The sequence below is a fragment of the Streptomyces sp. NPDC015032 genome (genome assembly GCF_043080425.1).
GTDB lineage: Bacteria > Actinomycetota > Actinomycetes > Streptomycetales > Streptomycetaceae > Streptomyces.
The window spans coordinates 82648-109047 of sequence record NZ_JBIBVN010000006.1 but is presented as its reverse complement, the minus strand read 5'-3'; the positions used below and the strand labels follow the sequence as shown (position 1 = coordinate 109047).

The following is a 26400-nucleotide window of genomic DNA, read 5'->3' as shown; positions in this document are numbered from 1 at the left end:
CCCAGTCGATCGCGGGCAGCGGTCCGAAGCGACCGCAGGCCGAACCGCCCGCCCGACCGTCGAAACCCGTCCCGACGAACCGAGGAACACCGTGACTCAGCCCTTCGCCCACATCCTCCTGGACACCGACATCGGCAGCGATGTCGACGACGCCCTCGCCCTCGGCGTGCTGCTCGGCTCACCCGAGGCCCGGATCGGCGGCATCACCACCGTCTACGGCGACACCCTGCTCCGGGCCCGCCTCGCGCACCGGCTCGGCGCCCTCGCCGGACACGACCTCACCGTCGTACCCGGAGCCACCGACACCCTCTCCGGCAAGGAGGTCTGGTGGGCCGGACACGAGGGCAAGGCCTTCACCGACCTGGAGACCGAGCCGGTACGCGACACCGTCGCCGCCGACCGCTTCCTCGTCGACTCCGTGCTCGCCCGCCCCGGCGCGACCGATGTCATCGCCATCGCCCCGCTCGCCAACATCGCCCGCGCGATCCGCCTCGACGACCGCTTCGCCGCGGGCGTGCGCACGCTCTGCCTGATGGGCGGCAGCTTCGGTCCCGGAGCCGAGGCCGAGCACAACATCGTCTGCGACATCACGGCCGCCCGCATCGTGTTCGGCTCCGGCATCCGGACCGTCGTCACCGGCCTGGACATCACCACGCGGCTGCGCATCGAACAGCCCGGCATCGAGGCGATCCGGGAAGCCGGCGCCCACGGTGCCGCGCTCGCCCGCGAGATCGACGCCTGGACCGGCTTCACCGGCGACCCGTGGAGCGTCCCGCACGACCCGATCACCGTGCTCTCCTTGCTGCGCCCCGACCTCTACACCACCGAACGCGGCACGGTCGAGGTCACCGACGAAGGGCTGACCGTCTTCACGGCCGACCCGGACGGCCACGTGGACCTCGTCGCGGACGCGGACATGGAAGCCATCGCGGAGGAGATCGTCGCGAGGATCGTCCAGGCCTCCCACCGCGGCTGAGCGCCTGTCGGGTGACCTTCGATCGGGTAGCGTGCGTGCCCAGGGGCGTGGCCGCCCGATCAGAGGTCACCCGACAGGCTCTGAGGGGCCGCCTGGTGCGGCGGAACCGGCACCGGTCCGGTTGCGGCCGATTCGGCCCACACCCCGGAGCACCCGACAGGATCGTGTCTCAGCCGTGCCAGGACCGCCACAGCGCCGCGTAGGCCCCGTCCGCCGCCACCAGCTCGTCATGGCTGCCCAGTTCACTGATCCGGCCGCTCTCGACGACCGCGATCACATCCGCGTCGTGCGCGGTGTGCAGCCGGTGGGCGATCGCCACGACCGTACGGCCGTCCAGCACCCGGGCCAGCGACCGCTCCAGGTGCCGGGCGGCCCGCGGGTCCAGCAGCGACGTCGCCTCGTCCAGCACCAAGGTGTGCGGATCGGCCAGGACCAGCCGGGCCAGTGCGATCTGCTGGGCCTGAGCCGGCGTCAGCGCCAGACCGCCGGAGCCCACCTCGCAGTCCAGCCCCTCCTCCAGTGCCCGCGCCCAGCCGTCCGCGTCGACCGCCGCGAGCGACGCCCACAGCTCGGCGTCCTCGGCACCGGCCCGGGCCAGCAGGAGGTTGTCCCGCAGCGACCCCACGAACACATGGTGCTCCTGGTTGACCAGTGCCACATGCGTACGTACGTACTCCGCCTTCATTCGCGACAACTCCGCGCCACCGAGCGTCACTTCACCTGTGCGCGGCGCGTAGATCCCGGCCAGCAGGCGGCCCAGCGTGGACTTGCCGGCCCCGGACGGGCCGACCAGCGCGAGGCGTGTGCCCGGTGCCACGTCCAACGACACCCGGTGCAGAACGTCCACCCCGGCGCGGTAGCCGAAGCGCACCTCGTCGGCCCGTACGTCCCGGCCGTCCGGGACCACCTCCGCGTCGCCCGCGTCCGGTTCGATGTCCCGCACGCCGACCAGCCGGGCCAGCGACACCTGAGCGACCTGCAACTCGTCGTACCAGCGCAGGATCAGGCCGATCGGATCGACCATCATCTGCGCCAGCAGCGCCCCCGTCGTCAACTGACCCACAGTCAGCCAGCCCTCGATGACGAACCAGCCGCCGAGCATCAGCACCGTGCCGAGAACCGTCACATAGGTGGCGTTGATGACCGGGAAGAGCACCGAACGGAGGAAGAGTGTGTACCGTTCCCAGGCGGTCCATTGCCGGATACGCGTGTCCGACAGCGCCACCCGGCGCGCACCCAGACGATGCGCCTCCACGGTCCGCCCGGCGTCCACGGTCTCCGCGAGCACCGCCGCGACCGCGGCGTATCCGGCGGCCTCCGAACGGTACGCGGACGGAGCCCGTTTGAAGTACCAGCGACAGCCGATGATCAGGACCGGCAGGGCGACCAGCACCGAGAGCGCCAGCGGCGGAGCCGTCGCGGTGAGCGCGGTCAGCAACAGCCCCGCCCACACCACGCCGATCGCCAGTTGCGGCACGGCCTCGCGCATCGCGTTGGCCAGCCGGTCGATGTCCGTGGTGATCCTGGAGAGCAGATCACCCGTCCCGGCCCGCTCCAGCACGCCCGGTGGCAGCCCCACCGACCGTACGAGGAAGTCCTCGCGCAGGTCGGCCAGCATCTCCTCGCCGAGCATCGCGCTGCGCAGACGCATCATCCGGGTGAACACCGTCTGCACGATCAGCGCGAGGGCGAACACCCCGGCGGTGCGCTCCAGATGGAGGTCGGTGACACCGTCGGAGAGGTCCTCGACCAGTCCGCCCAGCAAATACGGGCCGGCGATCGAGGCGATCACCGCGATGGCGTTGAACGAGACCAGCACGGCGAACGGCCTGCGGTGGCGCCCCAGCAGCTCCCGCACATAGCTGCGCACGGTGGCGGGGGAACCGACCGGCAGGGTGGTCGCCGACTCCGGTGCGGCCGGGTCGTACGCCGGTTCTGCGACGCCGATCATGCCCGTTCCTCGATTTCCTCGATCGTCCTGAGTCTGTCCTGAGCCGCCGGGACAGCGATCTCTTCGTCCGTCTCGCGCGTCACGACCGCCCGGTAACGAGGGTCCGAACGCAGCAGTTCCCGGTGTGCGCCGACAGCGACGACCGTCCCCCCGTGCACCAGCACCACCCGGTCGGCCAGATCGAGCAACAGCGGCGACGAAGCGAACGCCACGGTGGTACGGCCCTGGCGCAGCGCCTTGAATCCGGCGGCGACCCGGGCCTCCGTGTGCGAGTCGACGGCGGACGTCGGTTCGTCGAGAATCAGCACCTCCGGGTCGGTCACCAGGGAGCGGGCCAGGGCGAGCCGCTGGCGCTGACCACCCGAGAGAGAACGCCCGCGTTCGGTGATGCGTGTCGTCATCGGGTCGCCGTCCGTGCCGACGGACGCCTGCGCCAACGAGTCCAGCACATCACCGCACTGGGCGGCGGACAGCGCGTCCGCGGCGGACACCCGTCCCGACGACGGAACACCGAGCAGCTCGCGCAGTGTGCCGGAGAGCAGGACCGGGTCCTTGTCCTGGACCAGCACCGCCGTCCGGGCGGAGTCCAGCGGGAGTTCGTCCAGCGGTACGCCACCGAGCAGGACGGACGGGAGCTTCGGCTCCGCGTCGACGGTGTCCGTGGAGGCGCGCCCGCCGCTCTCCGCCCCGCCCGACGAGTCCTTCGCCGCGTTCCCGTCGGTGCCCTCGTCCGCGCCCGCGTCCTGGTGGGCATGTCCGCCCAGCCGTTCGGCCAGCCGGCCCGCCGCGTCCGGATCGCCGCAGACCACCGCGGTGAACAGGCCCGCCGGAGCCATCAGCCCGGTGACCGGGTCGTACAGATCGCCGGCCGGTGTGGCCTCGAGGGTCGAGGGCTGGGCCGTGCGGTGCAGCGAGAGCACCCGGACCGCGCGTTTGGCGGAGGGCCGGGAGAAGGAGTACGCCATCGCGATCTCCTCGAAGTGGCGCAGCGGGAACAGCAACAGCGTCGCCGCGCTGTACACCGTGACCAGCTGACCGACCTCGATCCGGCCGTCTTGCGCCAGCGTCGCCCCGTACACGACCAGCGAGATGAGCAGCACGCCCGGCAGGAGCACCTGGATCGCCGAGATCAGCGACCACATCCGCGCACTGCGCACCGCGGCCTTGCGGACCTCCTGGGAGGCGCGCCGGTAGCGGCCGAGGAACAACTCCTCGCCGCCGATCCCGCGTAGCACCCGCAACCCGGCGACGGTGTCCGAGGCCAGCTCGGTGGCCTTGCCCGCCTTCTCGCGCTGGAGGTCGGCGCGCCGGGTCGCCCGGGGGAGCAGCGGCAGCACCGCCAGAGCCAGCAACGGCATGGCGAGCGTCACCAGGATGCCCAGCGACGGCAGATAGAGGATGAGCCCCACGCAGATCAGCACCAGGGCGGCAGCGGCCGAGGCGAAACGGGAGAGCGCCTCGACGAACCAGCCGATCTTCTCGACGTCGCCGGTGGAGACCGCGACGACCTCGCCCGCGGCGACCCGGCGGGTCAGCGCCGAGCCGAGCTCCGCGGTCTTACGGGCCAGCAGTTGCTGAACGCGCGCGGCGGCGGTGATCCAGTTGGTGACGGCGGTCCGGTGGAGCATGGTGTCGCCCAGCGCGATCAGCACGCCCAGGACCGCGATCAGGCCGCCCGACCAGGCGAGCCGGCTGCCGGAACGGTCGACGACGGCCTGCACGGCGAAGCCGACGGCAGGTGGCAGTCCGGCCAGGGAGCACTGGTGCAACAGGCCCCAGGACATGGACTTGAGCTGGCCGCGGAGCTGATTGCGACCGAGCCAGAGCAGGAAGCGTGGGCCCGACCTGACATCGGGATCGCCAGGATCCGAGTACGGAAGATCGCGAATCTGCATGACGTCCCATGGTTCGGTGTGTCGGTTTGTCCGGTGAATGCCTCAAACCGTGCCAGGTTCACCCCGCAGGGCCCGTCGGAGCAATCGATTTTCCCCTCGAACGGCCCGCATCGCGCCATGGTCGTGATGCGGGCGGGAGGGGAAGGCGCTGCGGGGCTCGGCCCGGCCCGGTCGAGCCCGGCCGGGGCCGGGCCCCGCACTCCGTCGCGTCGGCCGGTCAGGCCTTCTCCGGACCCTCCGGATCCTCCGAGTCCATGCCGGAGCGGGCCTTCTTCCACTCACCGCGCGTGAAGTCCGGGATCTGCTGCGGCGCGCCCTTCGCCTTGATGGACAGATGGCTGAGCGGCACGGGCGACGTCCACGTCGCCGCGTCGTACACATCGAAGTCGGGGACGAGCCCGAGCCGCATGCACTGCATCAGCCGGAACACCAGCATGTAGTCCATGCCGCCGTGACCGCCGGGCGGGTTGGCGTGTTTCTTCCACAGCCAGTGGTCCCACTGCGTGTACTTCGAGAAGTCACCCCAGTTGTCGTCGGTGTGGTCGGGCTCGATGTAGATACGGGCCGGATAATCCTCGAAGACCCCCTTCGTACCGCCCAGGCTGTTGATGCGCGAGTACGGATGCGGCGTCGACACATCGTGCTCCAGCCGGATCACCCGCCCCTTGGCGGTCTGGACGAGACTGATCGTCCGGTCGCTCTCGACGTAGGTTTCCTTCCAGCTCGGATCACCGGCGGGCATGTGCTTCTCGCGGTACTCGGCGAGTCCGAGGGACGGGGATCCCACACTGGTGATGCTCACCGCACGGTCGCCACGGTTGATGTCCATGTAGTTGGCGACCGGGCCGAAGCCGTGGTTGGGGTAGAGGTCGCCACGCAGCCTGGTGTGCCACAGCCTGCGCCAGGGCCCTTCGTAGTACCCCGGGTCGAACATCAGGCCGCGCAGATCGTGGTTGTACGCGCCCGCGCCGTGCAGGAGGTCGCCGAACAGGCCGGCATGCGCCATGCGCAGCACCCGCAATTCGTTCTGCCCGTAACAGCAGTTCTCCAGCTGCATGCAGTGGCGTCTGGTGCGCTCGGAGAGATCGACCAACTCCCACAGCTGGTCGAGCTGGAGAGCGAGGGGACACTCCACGCCGACGTGCTTGCCGTTCAGCAGGGCGGTCTTCGCCATCTCGAAGTGGAAGTCCCAGGGCGTAGCCACGTAGACGAAGTCGATGTCCCCGCGCTTGCAGAGATTCTCGTAGTCGTCCTCGCCATTGGTGTAGACGGCGGGCGCCGGCTGACCCGCTGCGGTCACCTTCGCGGCCGCCCGTTCCGCCTTGGCCCGGACCGGATCACAGACGGCGACGACCTGTACGCCGCTGACGGCGAGGAAGAGATCGATCATGCTGCCACCGCGGTTGCCGAGGCCGACCAGCCCGACCCGTACGGTGGAACGCCGGTCGAACGGCACTCCCACCATGGTGCGCCCCTGGCGCTTCGGGACGGCCGCCCGATCCAGCTGTTCCGCGGTAGCGGCCTCCGGGCTGCGGGTGGGGGTTGCGGCGGCTGCTGTGCCGCTGCCGAGACCGCCGAGGGCGAGCCCGGCACCGGCCACTGAGGCGGTCGTCCACAGGACCGAGCGGCGGCTCAACGATCCTTCGCCGCTGTCCTGCGTACCGTCGTTCGGCTGTGCTGCGTCGTTCATCGATCCTCCAGAAGGGGGGTCTGACGTGCGCGGCTGTTGAATGAAGCTCGTGAAGGACCTTGGTAGTTGGTGCTGCTGATGCGCAAGGGGAGTGATTGGACTCCCGCTTCGAAACCATGGACTTTCGTGGCCATGCAAAAGCCGGGCGGGCTCGGAATCCGAGCCCGCCCGGCGATCGAGTACAGGGGTTGACGGTCCGGGGCGGGACGACCGGTACCGTCGGGCGGCCGAGGACGGGACAGCCCCCGGACGGTCCCGGAGATCAGCGCACGACGGCCCCCGGCCGCGTCGCCCGTTCCAGCTCCAGCAGCACCGAGTAGTACGAGCGCCCCGTGGCCCGGTCCATTCCGATCTCGCACATCCGGTTGGCGGAGAGATGCGCGTCGTACTCCCGCGCGTTCACCTCGGCGGCCTCCTTCGCCGTAGCGGAGGCCGTCAGCTCCTTGTGCAGCATGCCGCGGTCACCCGCGAAGGCGCAGCACCCGGCGTCGTCAGGGACCACGACCTCTTCCGCGCAGGCCTCCGCGACCGTACGCAGTTGCTCCACGTCGTCCAGATGCTGCATGGAACACGTCGGATGCAGGACCGCCGAACCGATTTTGCGGAGGACCGTCAGCTCGGGAAGCAGTTCGTCGGCCGCCCAGACCAGGGAGTCGACAATGGTCAGCTCCCGGTGCAACTCCCGGTTCTCGTCGGTGAGATAGGGCACCACCTCATGGGCGATGCCCAGGGTGCACGACGAGGCGTCGACGACCAGCGGCAGCTTTCCGCCCGCCGTCCAGCCCCAGGCCGCCTCCACGATGCGGTTGGCCATCACGGTGTTGCCCGCGTCGTATCCCTTGGAGTGCCAGATCGTGGCGCAGCAGGTCCCCGCGACATCGTCCGGGATCCACACCGGCTTTCCGGCGCGGGCGGAGACGGCGACGACCGCCTGCGGCAGCGACGGGCCGCGATGGCCCTCGGGCCCGCCGAAGATACGGTTCACACACGCCGGGTAGTAGACGGCGCTCGCCCCGACACGGGAGGTGCGAGGCAGTTTGCGGGCGGCGGCACCGGGGATCTCGGGCAGCCACTCGGGCACCAGATCGGGGCGTACGGCCTTACGGGCGAGCCCGGTGATCGTTTCCAGCGGCCCGTCGCCGATCCGGTCGCCGATCCGGTCGGCCGCGGCGACCGCGAGCCGGGCCGCCGCCTCCACCGCCTTGAAGTTCTTCGCGGTGAGCGCCGCGATCCGCTCCTCTCGGGGCGAGTGCCGCTGGTGCCGGAAGTCCTTCATCATGGCCCCGGTGTCGATGCCGACCGGGCAGGCGAGCTTGCAGGTCGAGTCGCCCGCGCAGGTGTCGACGGCGTCGTAGCCGTACGCGTCGAGCAACTGCGCCTCCACCGGGGAGCCGCCGGACTGCCGCATCATCTCGCGGCGGAGCACGATCCGTTGGCGCGGCGAGGTGGTCAGGTCGTGGCTGGGGCAGGTGGGCTCGCAGAAACCGCACTCGATGCAGGGGTCGGCGATGAGCTCGACCTTGGGAATGGTCTTCAGCCCGCGCAGATGGGCCTTCGGGTCGCGGTCGAGGACCACGCGGGGGGCCAGGACCCCGTCGGGATCGATGATCTGCTTCGTGCGCCACATCAGCTCGGTCGCCTTCGGACCCCACTCCAGCTCCAGGAAGGGGGCGATATTGCGGCCGGTGGCGTGCTCCGCCTTCAGGGAGCCGTCGAAGCGGTCCACCGTCAGCCGGCAGAAGTCGTCCATGAAAGCGGCGTAGCGGTCGACGTCGGACGGCTTCGCGGCATCGAAGGCGAGCAGGAAGTGCAGATTGCCGTGCGCCGCGTGACCGGCGACGGCGGCGTCGAAGCCGTGCTCCGCCTGGAGCCCGAGCAGGGCCTCGCAGGCGTCGGCCAGCCGGGAGGGCGGCACCGCGAAGTCCTCGGTGATCAGTGTCGTGCCCGAGGGCCGGGAGCCGCCGACCGCGGTGACGAACGCCTTGCGGGCCTTCCAGTAGCCGGAGATGACCTTGGCGTCGCGGGTGAACTCATTGGTCACCGACGCCACGGGGGCAACCAGGTCGAGCCCGTCGACGACGGCCGCCGCCGCCCGTTCGTACGCCTCCTGGCCGGCCCCGTCCGGCGCCCGGAACTCCACCAGCAGCGCCGCGGTCTCCTTGGGCAGCTCGGCCCAGTCCGCGGGCACGCCCTGGACGCTCACTGACGCGCGCAGCGTATTGCCGTCCATCAGTTCGACGGCGATCGCCCCCGCCTCGTTGAAGCGGGGCACGGCGGCCGCCGCCGCGGTCAGCGAGGGGAAGAACAGCAGGGCCGTGGTGATGCGCCGGTCCAGCGGCAGGGTGTCGAAGACGACCTCGGAGATGAAGCCGAAGGTGCCCTCGGAGCCGACCATCAGGCCGCGCAGGATCTGTACGGGCGTCGAGCCGTCCAGGAAGGCGTCGAGCCGGTAGCCGTTGGTGTTCTTGATCTCGTACTTGGCGCGGATCCGGGCGGTGAGCTCGGCATCCGCCTCGATTTCCGCCTTCAGCGCCAGCAGTCCCTCGCACAGCCGCGGCTCGGCACGGGCCAGGTCCTCGTCCGCCGTGGGGGCGCCGGTGTCGACGACCGTGCCGCTCGGCAGCACGAAGGTGAGGGAGGAGACGGTGCGGTACGAATTGCGGGTCGTCCCCGCGGTCATTCCGGAGGCGTTGTTGGCGACGACTCCGCCGATCGTGCACGCGATGGCGCTGGCCGGATCGGGACCCAGCAGCCGGCCGTGCCGGGCGAGGGCGGCGTTGGCCCGCAGGACCGTCGTCCCCGGCCGGATGCGGGCCCGAGCGCCGCCGCCCAGGACCTCGATGCCCGCCCAGTGGTGGCGTACGTCGACGAGGATGTCCTCGCCCTGTGCCTGGCCGTTCAGACTGGTGCCGGCCGCCCGGAAGACGACCTCGCGGCCCTTTCCGTGTGCGTACGACAGGATCGCCGAGATGTCGCCGATGTCCTCCGGGACCACGACGACCTGGGGGACGAACCGGTAGGGACTGGCGTCGGAGGCGTACTTCACCAGGTCGGAGACCTTCCACAGCACCTTCTCCGGGCCCAGCAGGTCGGTCAGCTCGCGGCGCAGCGGTCCGGGCGTCCCCGGAGCCTGCCGGTCCGGGACCCGGTCCGGGGACGGGGTGCGCACCGCACCAGGGCGGAGTGCTTCCGGCTTCGGCTCCAGCAGTGGCATGTCGAGCTCTCCTCGGCGGTTCTGTACTTGTCTGTTCTTGTTCGGTACGGCGCGCACGCGGCGCCCATCGGGTGAACGTGTCTGCCTACAGGTTTAGCAGTGACGCTCGGGCATCCCGTTGACCAGGGCGGACAACAGCCCGCCGAGCACCTCGCGCTGGTCGGCGGTCAATGGGGACAGGATCTCCTCCGCGGCGGCCCGGCGCGCGTCGCGCAGCGACCGGAGGGTGGCGAGACCCTCCTCGGTGATCTCGATGCGGACCACCCGGCGGCTGTCCGGATCGGGCGCGCGGCGCACCCGGCCGCTCGCCTCCAGGCCGTCGACCAGGCTGGTCACGGCACGCGGGACGACGTCCAGCCGCTGAGCGAGGTCGGCCATCCGCGGCGGCCCGTCGTAATGCGCGACGGTGCGCAGAAGCCGGAACTGCGCGGGAGTGATGCCGATCGGTTCCAGCTGGCGGCTCTGAATCCGCTGGAGCCTGCGGGTCACCCGCAGCAACTGCTCGGCGAGCACGCCATCGGCGTCGGAGGAGTCCATGGTGGAACAATATCAGGACCTTGTGCATTGTGAGTATAGGTAACAATGAGCTATGCTCTCAAAATTCGAGTCCCCGGACCCGGGGCCGAATTGTCGCAGTTGTCGTATGTCCGCCGAGTTGTCGAAGTTATCGAAGTTATCGAAGTTATCGAAGTTGTCGAACGAATCGACGAGTTGCCGCACGCCCGACGAAGGAGCCCATGAAACCCGACGAAATCACCTGGACACCCCCGCCCCGGGACGGGAGCAGCCCACCCGCCGAGCTGCGCCGCATCCTGCGCCTCTTTCATCCCTACCGAGGCCGGCTCGCCCTGGTCGGGCTGCTGGTCGGCGCCTCGTCGCTGGTGTCGGTCGCCTCGCCGTTCCTGCTGCGCGAAATCCTGGACACCGCCATCCCGCAGGGGCGTACGGGACTGCTGTCGCTGCTCGCCCTCGGCATGATCCTCACCGCCGTGATGAACAGCGTCTTCGGCGTCCTGCAGACCCTCATCTCCACCACGGTCGGCCAGCGCGTCATGCACGATCTGCGCACCGCCGTCTACGCCCAGCTGCAACGGATGCCGCTCGCGTTCTTCACCAGGACCCGCACCGGCGAAGTGCAGTCCCGCATCGCCAACGACATCGGCGGCATGCAGGCGACCGTCACCTCCACCGCGACGTCACTGGTCTCCAACCTCACCGCCGTCGTCGCCACGGTCGTCGCCATGCTGGCGCTCGACTGGCGGCTCACCCTCGTCTCGCTCCTCCTGCTGCCGGTCTTCGTCTGGATCAGCCGCCGGGTCGGCCGTGAGCGCAAGAAGATCACCACCCGGCGTCAGAAGCAGATGGCGGCCATGGCGGCCACGGTCACCGAGTCGCTCTCCGTCAGCGGCATCCTGCTCGGCCGGACGATGGGCCGGGCGGACTCCCTCACCAAGGGCTTCGAGGAGGAGTCCGAGAGACTGGTCGACCTCGAAGTGCGCTCCAGCATGGCCGGGCGGTGGCGGATGTCGACGATCGGCATCGTCATGGCCGCCATGCCCGCGGTCATCTACTGGGCGGCGGGCCTCGCCCTGCAGTCCGGCGGCCCCGCCGTCTCCATCGGCACGCTCGTCGCCTTCGTCTCCCTCCAGCAGGGGCTCTTCCGGCCCGCCGTGAGCCTGCTCTCCACCGGCGTGCAGATGCAGACGTCCCTCGCGCTCTTCCAGCGGATCTTCGAGTACCTCGACCTCGAAGTGGACATCACCGAGCCCGAGGACCCCGTCCGGCTGGAGCAGATTCGCGGTGAGATCCGCTTCGAGGACGTCGATTTCAGCTACGACAAGAAGAGTGCCCCGACCCTCAGCGGCATCGATGTGACCGTGCCGGCCGGCGGCAGCCTGGCGATCGTCGGTCCCACCGGGTCCGGCAAGTCCACACTCAGCTATCTGGTGCCCAGGCTCTACGACGTCACCGGCGGCCGGGTCACGCTCGACGGTGTCGACGTACGGGATCTGGACTTCGACACCCTGGCGCGGGCCGTCGGTGTGGTCTCCCAGGAGACCTATCTCTTCCATGCCTCGGTCGCCGACAACCTGCGCTTCGCCAAGCCGGACGCGACCGACGCCGAAATCGAGGCGGCTTCCCGTGCGGCGCAGATTCACGATCACATCGCCTCACTCCCCGATGGGTACGACACCATGGTCGGTGAGCGTGGCTACCGCTTCTCGGGAGGCGAGAAACAGCGCCTGGCCATCGCGCGCACGATCCTGCGCGATCCGCCCGTCCTGGTGCTCGACGAGGCGACGAGCGCCCTCGACACCCGTACGGAATTCGCCGTGCAGGAAGCGATCGACGCGCTCTCCGAGGGGCGCACCACCATCACCATCGCGCACCGGCTCTCCACCGTCCGCGACGCCGACCAGATCGTCGTTCTGGACGGTGGCCGAACCGTCGAGCGCGGCAGCCATGACGAACTCCTCCAACAGGACGGCCGCTACGCCGCCCTGGTCCGGCGCGATACCCAACTGGCGCCCGTGACGAGCTGACCGGCGGGGCCGGGTGCGGCCCCCGCCGAGGCGGCCCCACAGACGGCGACGCCGCCGCTCCCGTGGGACGGGGAGCGACGGCGCCGGGTGAAGCAATGGTCAGACGAGCCAACCCACGAAGTGGACGATGCCGGCGAGCAGGTTGGTGATGATGTTCATCTGGTGTTTCTCCTTGTACATGGTGCATCTGTGGGACAGCGCAGTCGCGGTCTGCAGCCCTTCGCTTGCGCCCTGTAATCATCATCTGCCGCAGGGGTGTTGAGCAACGAATAGCGCAACGATCACGCGTTCTAGCGAACATCCGATCCCTTGTTCGTGTGTTCTGTTCGTGAGGCGTGGGCCTGTCGTCCGGCGGAGGGCAATCCCGAGGGCTACCTCTTCCCGGCGACGTACCCCATCACCTCCGACGCCACCCCGCAGAGCCTGCTCAGGCACATGGCCGACACGGCGGTCGGGCGATTCGGCGCGGACCACATCACCGCGGGCGCGCGGCGCAATGGCGTCTCGGTGTACAAGACGGCGGCAATCTCCCCCACGCCCGGACCGTGGCTGTACTTCGTCACGGTGGCACCGCGAGAAACGCGCCTCACCAGTAGCTATACGGAACAGCAGAGAAACGTGGAGGAGTTCAACCGAAACCGCCGCAGCGCATCCGGCGGCTGAGCGCCCGCACTGTCACATTGCGACGGACACGAGATCCTCGCCCGTCCCCGTCCCCGCCCGTGTGCCCGTCCCCGTCTCTGCCGTTGTCTGCGGCCCCGCCTCCGCCTCCGCTTCGGAGTCGGTCTCGTGCAGCAACTGTGTGATCGCGCGCACTGCGGCCCGTCCGGCCCGGTTGGCGCCGATCGTGCTGGCGGACGGTCCGTACCCGACGAGATGGATGCGGGGGTCCCGTACCGCCTGGGTGCCCTCGACCCGGATGCCGCCGCCCGGCTCGCGCAGTTTCAGCGGCGCGAGATGGTCGATGGCGGCCCGGAACCCGGTCGCCCAGAGGATGACGTCCGCCTCGACCGCACGGCCTCCGTCCCAGGCGACTCCGGTCGGCGTGATCCGGTCGAACATCGGCAGCCGGTCGAGCACCCCCTCCTCGCGGGCACGCCGGACCGCGTCGGTGAGCGGAAGCCCGGTCACACTCACGACACTCTGCGGCGGCAGTCCGCGCCGTACCCGGTCCTCCACCATCGCCACAGCCGCCCGCCCCTGGTCCGCGCCGAACGGCCCTTCCCGGAAGACCGGCGGCCGACGCGTCACCCAGTACGTCTCGGACGCCACCTCGGCGATCTCCATCAGATGCTGCGTACCGGAGGCGCCGCCACCGACCACCACCACGCGCTTCCCGGTGAACTCTGCGGGCCCGGGGTAGTTCACGGTGTGCAACTGCCGTCCCCGGAAGCTCTCCTGTCCCGGGTAGCGCGGCCAGAACGGCTTGTCCCAGGTGCCGGTCGCGTTGAGCAGGGCACGGGTGGCGTAGGTGCCCTCGGACGTTTCGACGAGCAGCCGTCCGCCGCCGCCCTCACGCACGGCGCTCACGTCAACCGGCCGGTGAACCCGCAGGTCGAAGGTGTGCTCGTAGGTGTCGAAGTAGGCACCGATCACTTCGGAGGAGGGGCGGCTGTCGTCGGCTCCGGCGAGTTCCATGCCGGGCAGTGCGTGCATGCCGTGCACTTTGCCGTACGTCAGTGAGGGCCAACGGAACTGCCAGGCGCCACCGGGGTGCGGGGCATGGTCGAGCACGACGAAGTCACGGTCGGGCTCCAGGCCGGCGCGCCGCAGATGGTAGGCGCCGGACAGTCCTGCCTGCCCGGCGCCTATCACGACGACATCGACCGTGTCCGCTGCGACCGCCCTGAAGTTGTTCACGCTTCTACTAACTTCTTCGCAGGCGAGGAACTTCCCGCGATCGGCCACGATGCTCGCGCACAGGGGCGCTGGAAAGTTGCGTACGGCGGCTTGAACACGGGACCGGAGTGCTCGGCCACCGGGTGGGACATGCGCTCAAAGGACGTCAGCAGCCGCGGCGACACTCGGCCGAAGCCACCCCCAGCAGGTCGATATGACCGCGCGAAGTGAGCTCGGCTGAACGGAACACGGCGTCGGACGTGGCCATCCATGACTGAGGTGGTCAATGGTGTCTCGGCACGTGGACGCGCGATCTCGCGGCACGGGCGAGAGGATGGGGGGATGCCCCATGCCTTCACCACCAGCGTCCTGCGCATCGCCACCGGAGCGTCGGAGACCGTCACCGACCTGACGCATGACTGCGAAGAGTTCCTCGACCGGACAGCCGTCGGCAGGGACGGCCTGCTCAACCTCTTCGTTCCGCACGCAACCGCCGGCATCGCCATCCTGGAAACCGGGTCGGGCAGCGACGCCGACCTCCTGGCCGCCCTCCATGTCCTGCTGCCCGCCGACGACCGCTGGCAACACCGCCACGGCAGCCCCGGCCACGGCCGCGACCACGTACTCCCCGCCCTGGTGGCACCGCACGCAACACTGCCGGTGATCGGGGGCCGACTGGAACTGGGGACGTGGCAGTCGGTGTGTCTGGTGGACACGAACATCTCGAATCACAGCCGCCAGGTGCGGTTGTCGTTCCTTGGATAGCTCCGAGGCAGTTACCTCACTCGGCCTCGGGAAACGGCCTGTTCTCTCCCGTTCCGCGGCGGCTCGGCGGCCGTCATGATCTCAACTCGGGGTAATCGCCCCGTGACCGAGAAGATTCCGTGCCCTGAACCCGAGCAGCCTGCGCGCGGCCGAGGTGTCGACCGGCGCCGCGCGACCCGGCAGCGGGCGCCGCAGCACGGTGGTGGGGTGATAGCGGCGCAGCAGCTCCTCCGTCGGGTAGGGCACGATGATCTCGGGGGCGCAGAGGTATACCGCGTGCGCCGCACGGCCGGGTACGTCCAAGGCCAGCAGCGCGGCCCTCGCCGCGTCATGGACCTCGAGGTACGTCCACAGGTCCCTGGCCCCCGCGGCCGGGTCGGCCGTGAGCCGGGCGGCGTGCGCGTGCAGCCGTTCCTCGAATCCGCCCACGTACGGATAGCGCAGGCACACCACGCTCATCCCGTGCCGCCGCGCCATCATCTGCGCTGTCAGCTCGTCGACCTGTTTGGAGAGGCCGTAGGGGTCGGCCACCTGGGAGGCCATCGCCTCATCGACCGGTGCATACGACGGATGCGGATCCTCGACGTCCGTCCAGGGCAGGCCCGTGACACCCCATGAGCTAGCCACCGCCGCATGCCGGATCCCGGCCCGGCCGGCCTCCTCCAGGACGGTGAAGGTGGAGAGGCTGTTGCCCGCGAAAACCTCACATGCGGTGTTGCGCTCGGGAGTCGGGATCGCCGCCAGGTGGATGACCGCGTCGGCGCCCTCCAGAGCCGCCTGCACCGTCTTCGCGTCGGCGGCGTCGCCGGTCACGACCAGGCGCGCCGCGAGATCGCCGGGATCATCGAGGACCAAGGCGTTCACCTCGATCCCGCGCTCGGCGAGCAGCGCGAGGACTGCTCGCCCGATCCGCCCGGCGGCCCCGGTGACCATCGCTCTGCCGACCATCCAGTCACTCTCCTGCTTCGGTGTTTCTACTCGTAGGCGCGCACGGCGACGATGTGCGCCGACGCCGCCCCGTTGGTGGCTTCGACGACGACCCGGATCGCCGATGTGGTGAGCGGCTCCGCCGGCGTGTGCGCCTCGCGGCGCCGCCGATTCTGCGCCGCACGGGCGATGACGCGCCAGCTGCCGTCAGTATCCAGTGCCTCGACGCGGTAGTCGCGAAGGAGGGTGGGGAGGGTGTCGAAGGGCGTGCGGTGGTGGTGCAAGTTGATCAGGTCCTCGTTGACGTCGTCGTCGGCGATGACCTCGATCCGGCCCAGGTCGACCGGTTCGGGCCAGGCCAACTCGAGCCAGGGGGAAGGAACGTCCGCCAGTGGTGCGGAGACCCACATGTGGGGTCCCGCGTACGGGCGGGCGTAGCCGTCGATGGCCTTGGCGGGGGAGTAGGCCGCGGTCTCTCCCGTGCGCAGGCAGAATGTGCGGCGCAGCAGGCCCGTGTCCGTCCACTCGCGCAGCAACTGCGGCGATTCGTCCGACGGGCGCGGCGGGACGCGCGTGAAGCACAGGACGCCGGGGGTCGGGCGGTCGGAACGGTGCAGGGCGAGGGCGTCGTTGGCGCGGACGACCAGGAAGGCGTTGCGCGGGGTTTCGGGAGACCAGTCCAGGCCCGTCTTGAGCCACTGCCGGGCACCGGCGGTGACGGGCAGGGTGGTGGAGGTGACGAGGCGGCGCGGGACGTAGTTCTGGCCGAGTTCGGGGTCGTACAGATCGATCACGATCTCGGTGTCGCGGTCGGCGTCGACGAGCAGTTCCACCCCTGAGAGGCCAGGGTCCGCGGGGAGGACGAGTCCGGCGTCCACCGCGAGCGGCCATCGCTCATCGGGGTCCTCGACTGCCAAGCCGCTCACAGTGGATGAGGCCGTGGCCGTCGCCCGCAGGGCCAGGTCCTCCGGGTCCGTCGAGGCGAGGCCGATGAGCGAGGCATCCTGGCGCAGCAGCGCCCTGTGCAGCTCGGGTACGGGGAGTGCGCGCGGGGTGACATCCCCGGTGGCGCAGAGTGCCGCCGCCGTGCCGGCCGCCTGGCCGATCGTGGCGCAGGTCGCCATGACGCGGGTCGAGCCGAAGGCAACATGGCTGGCGGAGATGTTGCGCCCGGCGAAGAGCAGGTTCTCGGTGTTCACCGAGTAGAGGCTGCGGTACGGAATGTGGTAAATGCCGTCCGCGTAGAGCTGTTTGGCACCTGCATCGGTGGCATACATGCCCTGCGGCGGATGCAGGTCGATCGACCAGCCGCCGAAAGCGACCCGGTCGGCGAATTCGGTCTGGCCGAGGATGTCGCCCTGGTGCAGGACGTAGTCGCCGAGGAAGCGCCGGTACTCCCGTTTGCCGGGGACCGAGCCCACCCACTCCAGGGTCATGTTGGCCGCGTCGAACTCGCCGGAGTTCTTGATGTGGTCCCAGATGCCGTGGATCACCGACCACAGCTCGTCGCGGATGCGTTCGTTGTCGTGGACGGTGTCGAGCTCGCCGCCGAACTCGATCCACCAGTACGCGCAGCCGTTGTCGCCCGCCTTGATGATGCGGCGCTGCGGGATGGAGGTCCGGGTGATGTCCTTGGCGAAGTTCGGCGGCACGAATTTGACGGGGTGGCCGGCATCCTTCGTATAGAAGAGGAGGGTTGAGCCCAGGGTGATGTCGTCGGCCGTCTCCGGGGCCCATGCCTCGTCGTACTCGGCCCGGGATTCCCGGCCGATGCGGTGGTGGGCGCCCGCCAGGTGGCCGATCAGGCCGTCTCCCGTGCAGTCGAGGAAGAGCGAGCTCTCGAAACGAATCCTTCGCTCCGAACCCATCATCCAGCCGGTCACCGAGGTGATCCGCCGGGCCTCGTCCGGGCCCTCGGCGTCGACCTCGCGCACGTCGGTGTTGAGGTAGAGGGTGATGCCGGGCTCTGCGCGTACGGCGTCCAGGACCACGGCATCCCAGTAGTAGGGGTTCCCGTCCGGGTTACGGAACTGGTTCTCCACGAGCAACTCGCCCATGATGCCGCCCTCACGGGCATGGTGATTCTTGCCGTGGCCGGTCGCGCCGCACACCCAGACCCGGACCTCGCTGCTCGCGTTGCCGCCGAGTACCGGCCTGTTGTTGATCAGCGCGACGCTCCGGCCGAGCCGGGCCGCGGCGATCGCCGCGCAGGCCCCGGCCAGGCCGCCGCCGACGACGGTGATGTCGTGCCGTGCGGTTTCATTCCTCATGTCGTACGTCACTTACTTCCAGTCGGGGTTGGCGGCGAGACCGTAGTAGATGCGCGGGGCGCCGTCGAGAGTGAGGGTGATCTTGCCGCCGGAGGCTTTCAGGGAGCGTTCCTGGCCGATGCAGTTCAGCTCCCGCACCGTTCCGTTGACCGTCCCCGAATGGGCCACGACCGCGGTCCTGGTCGTCCAGGTGTCGACCCAGGGCTCCGGCGACGCGTACCAAGGATCCTCGCCGTGCACGGAGTTGAGGATGTAGCCGTCCTTGCGGCTCCAAATGATCGACACCGGTCCGCCGGGAGTGGTGAAGAGGAGCCCCTTGATGTCCTTGTCCGTGAAGGCGAGATGCCGGACGAACTCGGCCTCGTCCAGGACCCGGGCGGCGGTCGCGAAGGCGAGCAGCGAGGGCTTGGCGCTGGTGTCGCGGTTCATCAGGCCGTAGTGGTACTCGGGGTTGGCCGGGTCGGCTTCCTGAGGGTGGTGGATCGTCGAGTCGTGCAGCTGGTACCAGTTGACGGCGCGCACCTTCTCGGCCTTGGCGAGAGCGAGCGTGAGCAGCGTGTTCTCGGCGGCGTGCCGGTAGGTGTCGCTCCACCATGCGTTGGGCCGGGTCGGTGCGTACGCCTCGGTGAGCCACAGCTCCTTGTCGCCGCCGTACTCCTGAAGGACCTGGTTCGCCTTGCGCAGTGCGCCGAGGAAGTTCCAGTACGTGCCGGACGGCCCCTGCGTCCACTCCTCGGGCGGCGGTGCGAAGTCGGGCGTGAAGTTGCCGCGACCGGGGTGGAAGGCGAAGGCGTCGATGAGGTCCCAGCCGCCCGCGTCGTGGAAGTTCTTGGTCCATACGTAGTCCATGCCGCCGAGGCCGGCGTTCATGACCTTCATCCGCGAGCCCGCCGCGTCGAGGCGCGTGGTGACCTGGCGCAGACCGTCCCGGACGTAGGCGTCGGCGCCGCGGCCCGACATCCAGGGCTGGTTGACCTCGTTGCTCACCTCGAAGTACGCGGCCTCGGCGTCCAGGGCCTTGGCGACATTCGTGTCGGCCCAGGCCGCGATCTGCTCCGGACTGCCGCCCACGGGGATGCCGGACAGCTCCACGTTGTGCCCGATGCCGTTCGCGTCCAGAGTCGCGGTGTCGATGCCCGGGGCGCCGGCGTAGGCGATGCGGATCCACTTGATGCCGAGTGTCCTGACCAGCCCGAGTACGGCGTCCTTGCCGGGCTTGAGCAGCCAGGGGTAGTTGGCGAGGCCGAACATCGACTCCTCGCCCGCCTTGTACGCGAACTCCGGGAGCACGCTCAGATTCGTGCGGGCCAGCGCCTTGTCACTGCCGCTGACCGCCTCCACCTCGGTGAACACGATGTTCTGCGACGGCGAGGTCACGGGAAAGGAGGCATTCCAGGCGGCGCCCGCCGCGAGGTTCCTGCAGAGCGTGCCACCGGCGAGCTCCTTGCCGCCGAAGTCCCGCGCCCACCACGTCAGGGTCACCTTCCTGGCCGCGGCGGAGCCGTTGACGACCTGCGCCTTGAGCGTCATCGTCTGCCCGGCCGCCTTGTAGAGGTTGAACGGCTGGTCGGTCCACACCTCCACGCCGAGGGGCCGCCTGGCGGCGAGCGCTCCCGCCCCGCGCGGCCGCAGATCGCCGAGGACCAGATCGGCCTCGGTGACCGCGGTGCTCGCGCCGGTCGAGGCGCCGGGGGAATGGACCCAAGTGGCGTTCGTGCTCGCCGGGTTGGTGGTCGAGAGGCAGAAGAAGCCCTTCGATCCCTCCCACGTCTCCACGTACGCGCCGCCCGCGTTCACCTCGTACGGAATGCCGCCCCGGGCGTCCCGCTCCCAGACGGTCAGCGCTTCGTACGCCTCCGCCGCGCTCGCTTCGTACACCGTGCGGGAGAACATGAAGCCGGCCGGTGTGAGCGTGCTGGAACCGCCGACCTCCCACTTCATGTGTGCCTTGTGAGGGGTGACGTCGAAGGTGCCGCGCACCGTGACTCCGGACACGCCGCCCGCCATCGTGTACGTGACCTGAATCGCGGGCCGCCCGTCGGGGAGCGTGATCCGGGCGGGCGTACCGCCGAAGGTGCGCTGCTGGCCGAGCGAGGTGTCCTTGATCATGAAGTGGTTGAGCAGGATGCGGTCGGCGCCCGCACCGTCCTGCACGAGGACGCTGCCATCGCTACGGCCGACCAGGGTGATGCCGTCGGCCTCGATGATGACCGGGTCCGCGGCGTACGCCGGAACGGTCGGCAGCAGTGCGGCGCCGGTGGCGACGGCCGTGCCCTGGATGAATCTGCGGCGGGCGACTGACATGGAGGTGCCCTTCTCTTGGTCGGGGTGTTCCGGATGCTCCGAAGTTTCCGGAGCGGGAGGTGCGGTGGGGGAGCGGAAGGTGCAATGGGGGAGCTGAGGGCCCGCCCGTTGGCTCCGGTGGAACTCAGCCCTTGACTCCGGTGAAGCCGAGCCCGGCGACGATGTACTTCTGGCAGACGACGAAGACGAGCACCGGCGGGGCGACGGCGAGCACCATCGCGGCGATCAGCTGGTCCTGCGGAGCCTGCGTGGTGAGCTGGGCGAGAGCGACGCTGATCGGCTGCTTCTCGGGGTCGGTGATGGCCACCAGCGGCCAGATGAAGTCCTTCCAGGAGTGCATCACCGCGAGCAGACTGATCACGGCGAGCACCGGCCTGCTCATGGGCAGCACGATCTTGGTGAGCAGTTGCCAGGTACTCGCCCCGTCGACCCGCGCCGCGTCGAACAGCTCCTTCGGCAGGGCGTCGAAGAACTGCTTGGCGAGTAGCACGGTGAAGGCGTTCGTGCCGGCCGGCAGCCAGATCGCCCAGTAGGTGTCGCCCAGGTTGAGGTGCAGGAACGGCACATCGATCACAGTCATGAAGAGGCTGACCATGTTCACCGTGTACGGCACGAACATCGTGGCGAGGATCGCCCCGTAGACGGCCTTGCCGAACCTTGGCCTGAGCACCGAAAGGGCGAAGCCCGCCGTGGCCGAGACGAAGAGCTGCACGAACCACGATCCGCCGACCACCAGGAAGGTGTTCATCAGATAGCGGCCGACACTCAGATCGGTGTACGCCGTCGAGAAGTTGCCCAGGGCCGGCCGGTCCGGCCAGAGGGCCAGGGGCTGAGTGGTGAGCTCGGTGGGCGTTGAGACCGCGCCCTTGACCATCCAGTACAGCGGTCCGATGCCGATGAGCAGCAGCAGGATCAGGGTGAACACCTGGATGGAGCGCACTGCGGCGCGCACGCCGGGGCGCTGGCGGTCGCTGGTGGATACGAAGGTGGTGAGCGTGGTCATGAAGTGCTCCAGCTGCGGGTGGCCCGCAGGTACACCGCGGAGAGCAGGGCGAGGGTCAGGACCATCAGGAAGGAGAGCGCGGCGGCCAGGCCGTACTCGCCGTCCTGGAAGGCGTACCGGAAGATCAGCAGCAGGACCGTGAGGGTGGAGTTCTCAGGTCCGCCGCCGGTGAAGACGTACGGCTCGGTGAAGACCTGCACCGTGTTGATCAGCTGGACGAGCAGCAACAGGCCGATGACGGACCGCAGCTGAGGCAGCATCACATGCCAGATCCGCCGCCAGATCCCGGCGCCGTCCACCTCGGCCGCCTCATAGAGTTCGCCGGGGATGCCGACCATGGCCGCGAGGTAGATCAGGACGGCACCGCCCATGCCCGCCCAGGTGGACTCCAGGACCAGCGAGAGCATAGCGCTGTCGGAGGACTCCAGCCACGAGTACGGGCCGAGTCCGACCTTGCCGAGGACGTTGTTGAAGAGCCCGCTCCCGGGATCGTAGAACCACTTCCAGAGCAGGATCGCCACCACCGGCGGGATGACCACCGGCAGATACACCAGGAAGCGGTAGACGCCCGCGCCGCGCCGCACCGTCGACATGATCGCGGCCAGGATCAGTGGTGCCGGGAAGCCGATCAGCAGGCCGAGGCCCACGAAGAACAGGGTGTTCCCGACGGCGGTGCCGAGCAGCGGATCGTCGAACAGGGTACGGAAGTTGTCCAGGCCGACCCAGACCGCGGGCTCGACGAGGTTGGTCTTCTGGAAGCTGAGCAGCAGGCTGCGCACGATCGGCCACCAGGCGAAGAGCCCGAAGACCAGCAGCGCGGGGACGAGGAACAGCCAGGCCGTGAACTGTTTGTGCGAGCCGGTGCCGCGCCGCCACTGCGGCAGGGTTCGCGGCGCGGGCTCCTTGGACACAGCGGCCGGGCGCCGGGACGGAGTGAGCAGGGCCATGGGCCGGCTACTTCTGGTCCGCGGCGAGCTTGGCATTGACGTCCTTCTCGGCCGAGGCCAGCAGGGAGTCGATGTCGGCGTCGCGCTTGGTGAGCACAGCCTGGACCACCGGGTCGAGCACGGTGTACAGCTTCTGCGCCTGGTACGGCGGCTCCGGCTTCAGTTTCAGCGTGGAGAGACCGTCGATGTACGGCTTGAAGTTCTGCAGCTTCACATTGACGTACGGCTTGATCGCTGCGTCGATCTCGGCCTGCCGATTCTTGTCGAAGACCGGCAGTGTCGGCACGCCCACCGCGGACTTCGGGTCGGCAGAGAGCGCCTTGGCCTGTTCAGCGGCGATGTCGGTGCTGTACTGCGGCTTGGCGTAGGTGAAGGTCAGCCACTCGACGGCCGCTGCCGCATGCCTCTTGTCGGCGGACTTCGGGACCATGTAGATGTCGCCGCCGGTGAGTGTCGCATCGCCGCCGGACTGCGGCATCGGGGCCACTCCGAAGGCGTCGGTGTTCTCCATGCCGAACTGCATCTTCGCCAGTCGGTAGGTCCCCGGGCTGCCCATGAACATGCCGATCTGCCCGGCCGCGAACTGCTTGATCACGTCGTTCTGATTGTTGAGCAGGGTTTTGCCGAGCGAATTGTCCTTCCAGCGCATGTCCTTGAGCAGCCGCAACCCCTTCTTCGTCGGCTCCCCGGTGAGCGTGGCGGTGTACTTGCCACCCTGCTCCTTCTCCAGCTCGCCGCCGAAGGCGTAGGACAGCATCGCCAGCTGCCAGCCGCCCTGGTTGTCCTTGGACTCGTGGACGAAGCCCGCCTTGCCGGTCCTGTCGCTGATCCTCTTGGCAGCGGTGCGGACTTCCGCCCAGGTGGCCGGCGGTTTGTCGGGGTCGAGGCCGGCCTTCTCGAAGAGCTCGCGGTTGTAGACCAGGCCCTGGGCGTACGGACTCTGCGGTACGCCGTACACGTCGCCGGCGCTGTCGGTGAGCGGCTGGAGGACCTGAGGGTTGAACTCCTTGAAGTGCTTCCACTCCTTGAGCTGACCGGTGATCGGCTGCACCTGCTTCTGCTGGATGAGCCGCTGCGGCTCGGTCAGCGGCACCTTGATGACGTCCTCGACATTGCCGCCGGACAGCTTTGCGGAGAACGTCAGCGGGTCGAAGACCGTGGTCGAGCCCTTGACCCTGATGCCCGGGTTGGCCTTCTCGAAGTCGGCCACCTGCTTCTTGAACAGGGCGACCCCCGGCTTGTCGGTGGCCGGCGGCATGCCCTGCACCCGCAGCACGAGATCACCGTCCCCGCCGGCGCTGCTCGGGGTGAGGGAGGAACAGCCCGCGACGGTCGCGGTCAGCGCCATGCAGCCAAGTATGGCCGCACAGCGGGAGTTTCTGGGCATAACGGCTCCAAGAAGGGCAGGAGTGGGCTCGGTGCGGTGTAGTGCGGTGCTTTGCTCGTCGAGGTGGTGTGCGCCGTGGATCAGTGGGCGGGTGCGGGGCCCGTCGAGGCGCGGGGGATCAGACGGGAGCCGATCTCCACGAGGGGGGAGGCGACTTCAAGTCCTTGTCCAGGACGGCCTGTTGTGCTCGCGATCGTCTCGATCAGGAGGTCCCCCGCGCGCGTGGCGATCTCTTCGGGGTCGATCCTGATCGTGGTGAGGCTGGGGGTGGAGACGGAGGCGAGCAGCGTGTCGTCGATGCCGATGACGCTGACGTCGCGCGGCACGCTCACGCCGAGGTTGGCCATCTGGTGCAGCACGCCGAGGGCGACCAGGTCGTTGTGGGCGATCACGGCCGTCGCATCGTGGGCGGCGACGAGGGTGGCGGCGTGCACGCCCGTCTCGAACCGCGGCTCGTACGGGCCGAGCTCGGACAGGGAGAGATCGAGCGCTTCGAAGGACTCCTGGATGGATTTGCCGCGGCTCAGCTCGGCGCGGGACGCGTTGATGAAGACGCAGCGCCTATGGCCGTACGCCTTCAACTGTTCGGCGGCCTGCGCGATGCCGGCGGACAGTGAGATCCGGACCTCGGGGATGCCCGGCACATGGCGGTTCACCACCACCAGTGGCATCCGGCCCGCGAGTTCATGGAGCTGGTCCTCGGTGAGGGTGGAGGCCCACAGGATCAGGCCGTCGACCCGCTTCGATACGGCCGCGATGGCGGCCAGCTCGTCCGCCTCGCGCTCGTCGCTGTCGGCGACCAGGACCGTGTAGCCCAGGTGCCGGGCACGGGCCTGCATCGCCTTGATGATCGGCGGGAAAAACGGGTTGGCGATGTCCGGGACGATCAGGCCGAGCGTTCCGGTGCCGCCGCCGCGCAGTGAACGGGCCGCCGGGTTGGGGGAGTAGCCGAGCTCGGCCGCGGCGTCGAGGATGCGCTGCCGCGTCGTCGGCTGCACCTGGTCGGGTGCGGTGAACGCACGGGACACCGTCGACACGGAGACGCCCGCGGCGCTCGCCACCTCCCGGATCGTTACTGCCACGGACGGCCTCCTCGTCGTTTTGAGCCGGGGGACCCCGGTCGTCTCGCATCTGGATCCTGCGAATGCGGTTGATGTTTGCGAACGTTCCCAGAGCGTGTCAAGACGTGTGTCAGGAGTATTTCATCGAGGGAAACCTTCTGCATGCACGGGTCTTGCGCTTCGACTCGACTGCTGCCGATGATGTGTTCTCAAGAACGGTGCTGAAATTGCGGGAACGTTTTCATAGGGGAGTGGAATGAAGATCACCGGCCTGGAAGTGCTGACTCTTCCCGACCACGGCGACAGCATGATGCTGGTCGTGGTCGACACCGACGAGGGCATCCACGGCCTGGGCGAGGTCGGCATCAGGTCGCGCCAGCGGGCGGTCGCGGGGGGTCTCGAGCACCTTGCGGAGCTGATCGTCGGCGAGGACCCGCGACGGATCGAGCACCTCTGGCAGGTCATGTTCCGGCGCGGGTTCTTCCCCGCCGACCGCATACTCGGCGCCGCCATCGCAGCGGTGGACGTGGCTCTTTGGGACATCCGCGGCAAGGCGCTCGGCGTACCGGTGCATGAGCTCCTCGGCGGCCGGGTGCGTGATCACGTACCCGCCTATGTGCATGTCGGCGACGGCTACCACGACCGCGCGTGGTTCCTGGACCGCTGCCGCGACCTGGTCGCCGAGGGCTGGCGCCATCTGCGGTTCGCCTCGCCGCACGACGCCGACGGCACGCTCGACGCCCGCCGCTGCCTGCGCGACTCGGTCGACCTCTTCCACCAGGTGCGGGACGCGGTCGGCGACGAGGTGGAGCTGATCCTCGACGTCCATACGCGCCTGGATCCGCCGGAGGCGCTGACCCTGTGCCGGGAGATCGAGGCGGCCCGTCCGTTCTTCGTCGAGGACCCGCTGCGCTGTGAGAACCCGGACAGCTACCGCATGCTGCGGGCCCGCACCGGCGTGCCGCTGGCCGCAGGTGAACAATACGGCTCCAAATGGGAGTTCAGGACACTCATCGAGGGCGACCTCATCGACTACGCGCGCGTGGACCTCGGGGTGGCCGCGGGCCTGACCGAGGCGAAGAAGATCGCGGCGATGGCGGAGACCCACCACATCAAGCTCGCCACCCACAACCCGCTCGGCCCGGTCACCGCCGCCTCCTCGCTCCAACTCAACCTGTCCTGCCCCAATGTCGCGATCCAGGAGCACCAGACCGACCCCGATCCAGCCATCGCCGCCCTCTTCACCGCGCGGCCGACGATCCTGCCGGGGCGGGTGGAGCTGAGCGAACTCCCCGGCATCGGTGTCGACATCGACCGAGAGGCGGCGCGCCGGTACCAGGCCGCGGCGACCGAGCGCCCGCACTTGCGCACGGCGGACGGGGCGTTCACCAACTGGTAGCCGGGCAGGGCCGGTCGGCCGTGCGGGCCCGCCCTCGCGGAAGCGAGGGCCGCGTACAACCCTTGTGTCCCATCCGGTTCCGAACAGGACGCCGGACAGGAACCGGGCCCCTTCCGGTCACTGGCTGAGAAACCGCACACCCACGACAACGGGACATGCGTATCACCGTCCCGGCGGGCCCACAGCCCGCGTCTGCACACCGAGTACGAATTCCGACTCCAGGAAGTGA

General features: G+C 69.2%; 17 protein-coding genes and 1 pseudogene. 5 read left to right on the top strand and 13 right to left on the bottom strand.

Going from position 1 to position 26400, the window contains the following annotated elements:
* Positions 1-91 precede the first annotated feature (91 nt).
* Positions 92-976 carry a nucleoside hydrolase gene (locus ACF08M_RS12255; RefSeq protein WP_392185156.1) on the top strand — a complete coding sequence of 295 codons (885 nt, stop codon included), beginning with the start codon at positions 92-94 and terminating at the stop codon, positions 974-976.
* A gap of 169 nt (positions 977-1145) precedes the next feature.
* Here the strand turns inward: ACF08M_RS12255 and ACF08M_RS12250 are convergent, their stop codons facing one another.
* The 5 genes from ACF08M_RS12250 to ACF08M_RS12230 form a co-directional block, all read right to left on the bottom strand.
* Positions 1146-2927 (bottom strand): ABC transporter ATP-binding protein, encoded by a 1782-nt coding sequence (locus ACF08M_RS12250; RefSeq protein ID WP_392185155.1) that lies wholly within the window; start codon positions 2925-2927, stop codon positions 1146-1148.
* Positions 2924-4822: an ABC transporter transmembrane domain-containing protein gene (locus ACF08M_RS12245; protein WP_392185154.1), complete on the bottom strand. Its 1899-nt coding sequence runs from the start codon at positions 4820-4822 to the stop codon at positions 2924-2926. Before ACF08M_RS12245 ends, ACF08M_RS12250 begins: the two co-directional genes overlap by 4 nt.
* A 217-nt stretch (positions 4823-5039) precedes the next feature.
* On the bottom strand, positions 5040-6512 hold the full coding sequence (locus ACF08M_RS12240) for a Gfo/Idh/MocA family protein (RefSeq protein WP_392185153.1): 1473 nt from the start codon (positions 6510-6512) through the stop codon (positions 5040-5042).
* A 262-nt stretch (positions 6513-6774) separates the two neighbouring features.
* A complete protein-coding gene (locus ACF08M_RS12235) occupies positions 6775-9726 on the bottom strand; it encodes an FAD-binding and (Fe-S)-binding domain-containing protein (protein WP_392185152.1) in 2952 nt (983 codons plus the stop codon).
* A 93-nt stretch (positions 9727-9819) separates the two neighbouring features.
* The gene (locus ACF08M_RS12230) at positions 9820-10263 is read right to left on the bottom strand and encodes a MarR family winged helix-turn-helix transcriptional regulator (RefSeq protein WP_392185151.1); all 444 of its coding nucleotides are present in this window, start codon (positions 10261-10263) and stop codon (positions 9820-9822) included.
* A 200-nt stretch (positions 10264-10463) separates the two neighbouring features.
* Between ACF08M_RS12230 and ACF08M_RS12225 the strand changes: the two genes are divergently transcribed.
* The gene (locus tag ACF08M_RS12225) at positions 10464-12269 is read left to right on the top strand and encodes an ABC transporter ATP-binding protein (protein ID WP_392185150.1); all 1806 of its coding nucleotides are present in this window, start codon (positions 10464-10466) and stop codon (positions 12267-12269) included.
* A 351-nt stretch (positions 12270-12620) separates the two neighbouring features.
* Positions 12621-12932, top strand: a pseudogene (locus ACF08M_RS12220) (aminodeoxychorismate lyase); the annotation flags it as partial.
* A gap of 12 nt (positions 12933-12944) precedes the next feature.
* On the opposite strand, the gene ACF08M_RS12215 reads toward ACF08M_RS12220, so the two are convergent.
* Positions 12945-14129: an NAD(P)-binding domain-containing protein gene (locus tag ACF08M_RS12215; RefSeq protein ID WP_392185149.1), complete on the bottom strand. Its 1185-nt coding sequence runs from the start codon at positions 14127-14129 to the stop codon at positions 12945-12947.
* Positions 14130-14450: 321 nt separating this feature from the next.
* Between ACF08M_RS12215 and ACF08M_RS12210 the strand changes: the two genes are divergently transcribed.
* The gene (locus ACF08M_RS12210; RefSeq protein ID WP_392185148.1) at positions 14451-14873 is read left to right on the top strand and encodes a secondary thiamine-phosphate synthase enzyme YjbQ; all 423 of its coding nucleotides are present in this window, start codon (positions 14451-14453) and stop codon (positions 14871-14873) included.
* Positions 14874-14954: 81 nt separating this feature from the next.
* Here the strand turns inward: ACF08M_RS12210 and ACF08M_RS12205 are convergent, their stop codons facing one another.
* The 7 genes from ACF08M_RS12205 to ACF08M_RS12175 form a co-directional block, all read right to left on the bottom strand.
* Complete coding sequence (locus ACF08M_RS12205) at positions 14955-15821, bottom strand: NAD-dependent epimerase/dehydratase family protein (RefSeq protein ID WP_392185147.1); 867 nt, start codon at positions 15819-15821, stop codon at positions 14955-14957.
* Between the two features lie 26 nt (positions 15822-15847).
* The gene (locus ACF08M_RS12200; protein WP_392185146.1) at positions 15848-18070 is read right to left on the bottom strand and encodes an FAD-dependent oxidoreductase; all 2223 of its coding nucleotides are present in this window, start codon (positions 18068-18070) and stop codon (positions 15848-15850) included.
* 12 nt (positions 18071-18082) lie between these two features.
* Positions 18083-20374 carry a hypothetical protein gene (locus ACF08M_RS12195; protein WP_392185145.1) on the bottom strand — a complete coding sequence of 764 codons (2292 nt, stop codon included), beginning with the start codon at positions 20372-20374 and terminating at the stop codon, positions 18083-18085.
* Positions 20375-20498: 124 nt separating this feature from the next.
* On the bottom strand, positions 20499-21377 hold the full coding sequence (locus ACF08M_RS12190; RefSeq protein WP_392185144.1) for a carbohydrate ABC transporter permease: 879 nt from the start codon (positions 21375-21377) through the stop codon (positions 20499-20501).
* Positions 21374-22324 carry a carbohydrate ABC transporter permease gene (locus tag ACF08M_RS12185; RefSeq protein ID WP_392185143.1) on the bottom strand — a complete coding sequence of 317 codons (951 nt, stop codon included), beginning with the start codon at positions 22322-22324 and terminating at the stop codon, positions 21374-21376. Before ACF08M_RS12185 ends, ACF08M_RS12190 begins: the two co-directional genes overlap by 4 nt.
* A 7-nt stretch (positions 22325-22331) precedes the next feature.
* Positions 22332-23672: an ABC transporter substrate-binding protein gene (locus ACF08M_RS12180; protein ID WP_392185142.1), complete on the bottom strand. Its 1341-nt coding sequence runs from the start codon at positions 23670-23672 to the stop codon at positions 22332-22334.
* 119 nt (positions 23673-23791) lie between these two features.
* On the bottom strand, positions 23792-24793 hold the full coding sequence (locus ACF08M_RS12175) for a LacI family DNA-binding transcriptional regulator (RefSeq protein WP_392185141.1): 1002 nt from the start codon (positions 24791-24793) through the stop codon (positions 23792-23794).
* 235 nt (positions 24794-25028) lie between these two features.
* Here ACF08M_RS12175 and ACF08M_RS12170 point away from each other — a divergent pair, with 235 nt between their 5' ends.
* Positions 25029-26171, top strand: a complete 1143-nt coding sequence (locus ACF08M_RS12170) for a mandelate racemase/muconate lactonizing enzyme family protein (RefSeq protein ID WP_392185140.1) — start codon at positions 25029-25031, stop codon at positions 26169-26171.
* The last annotated feature ends 229 nt before the right edge of the window (positions 26172-26400 follow it).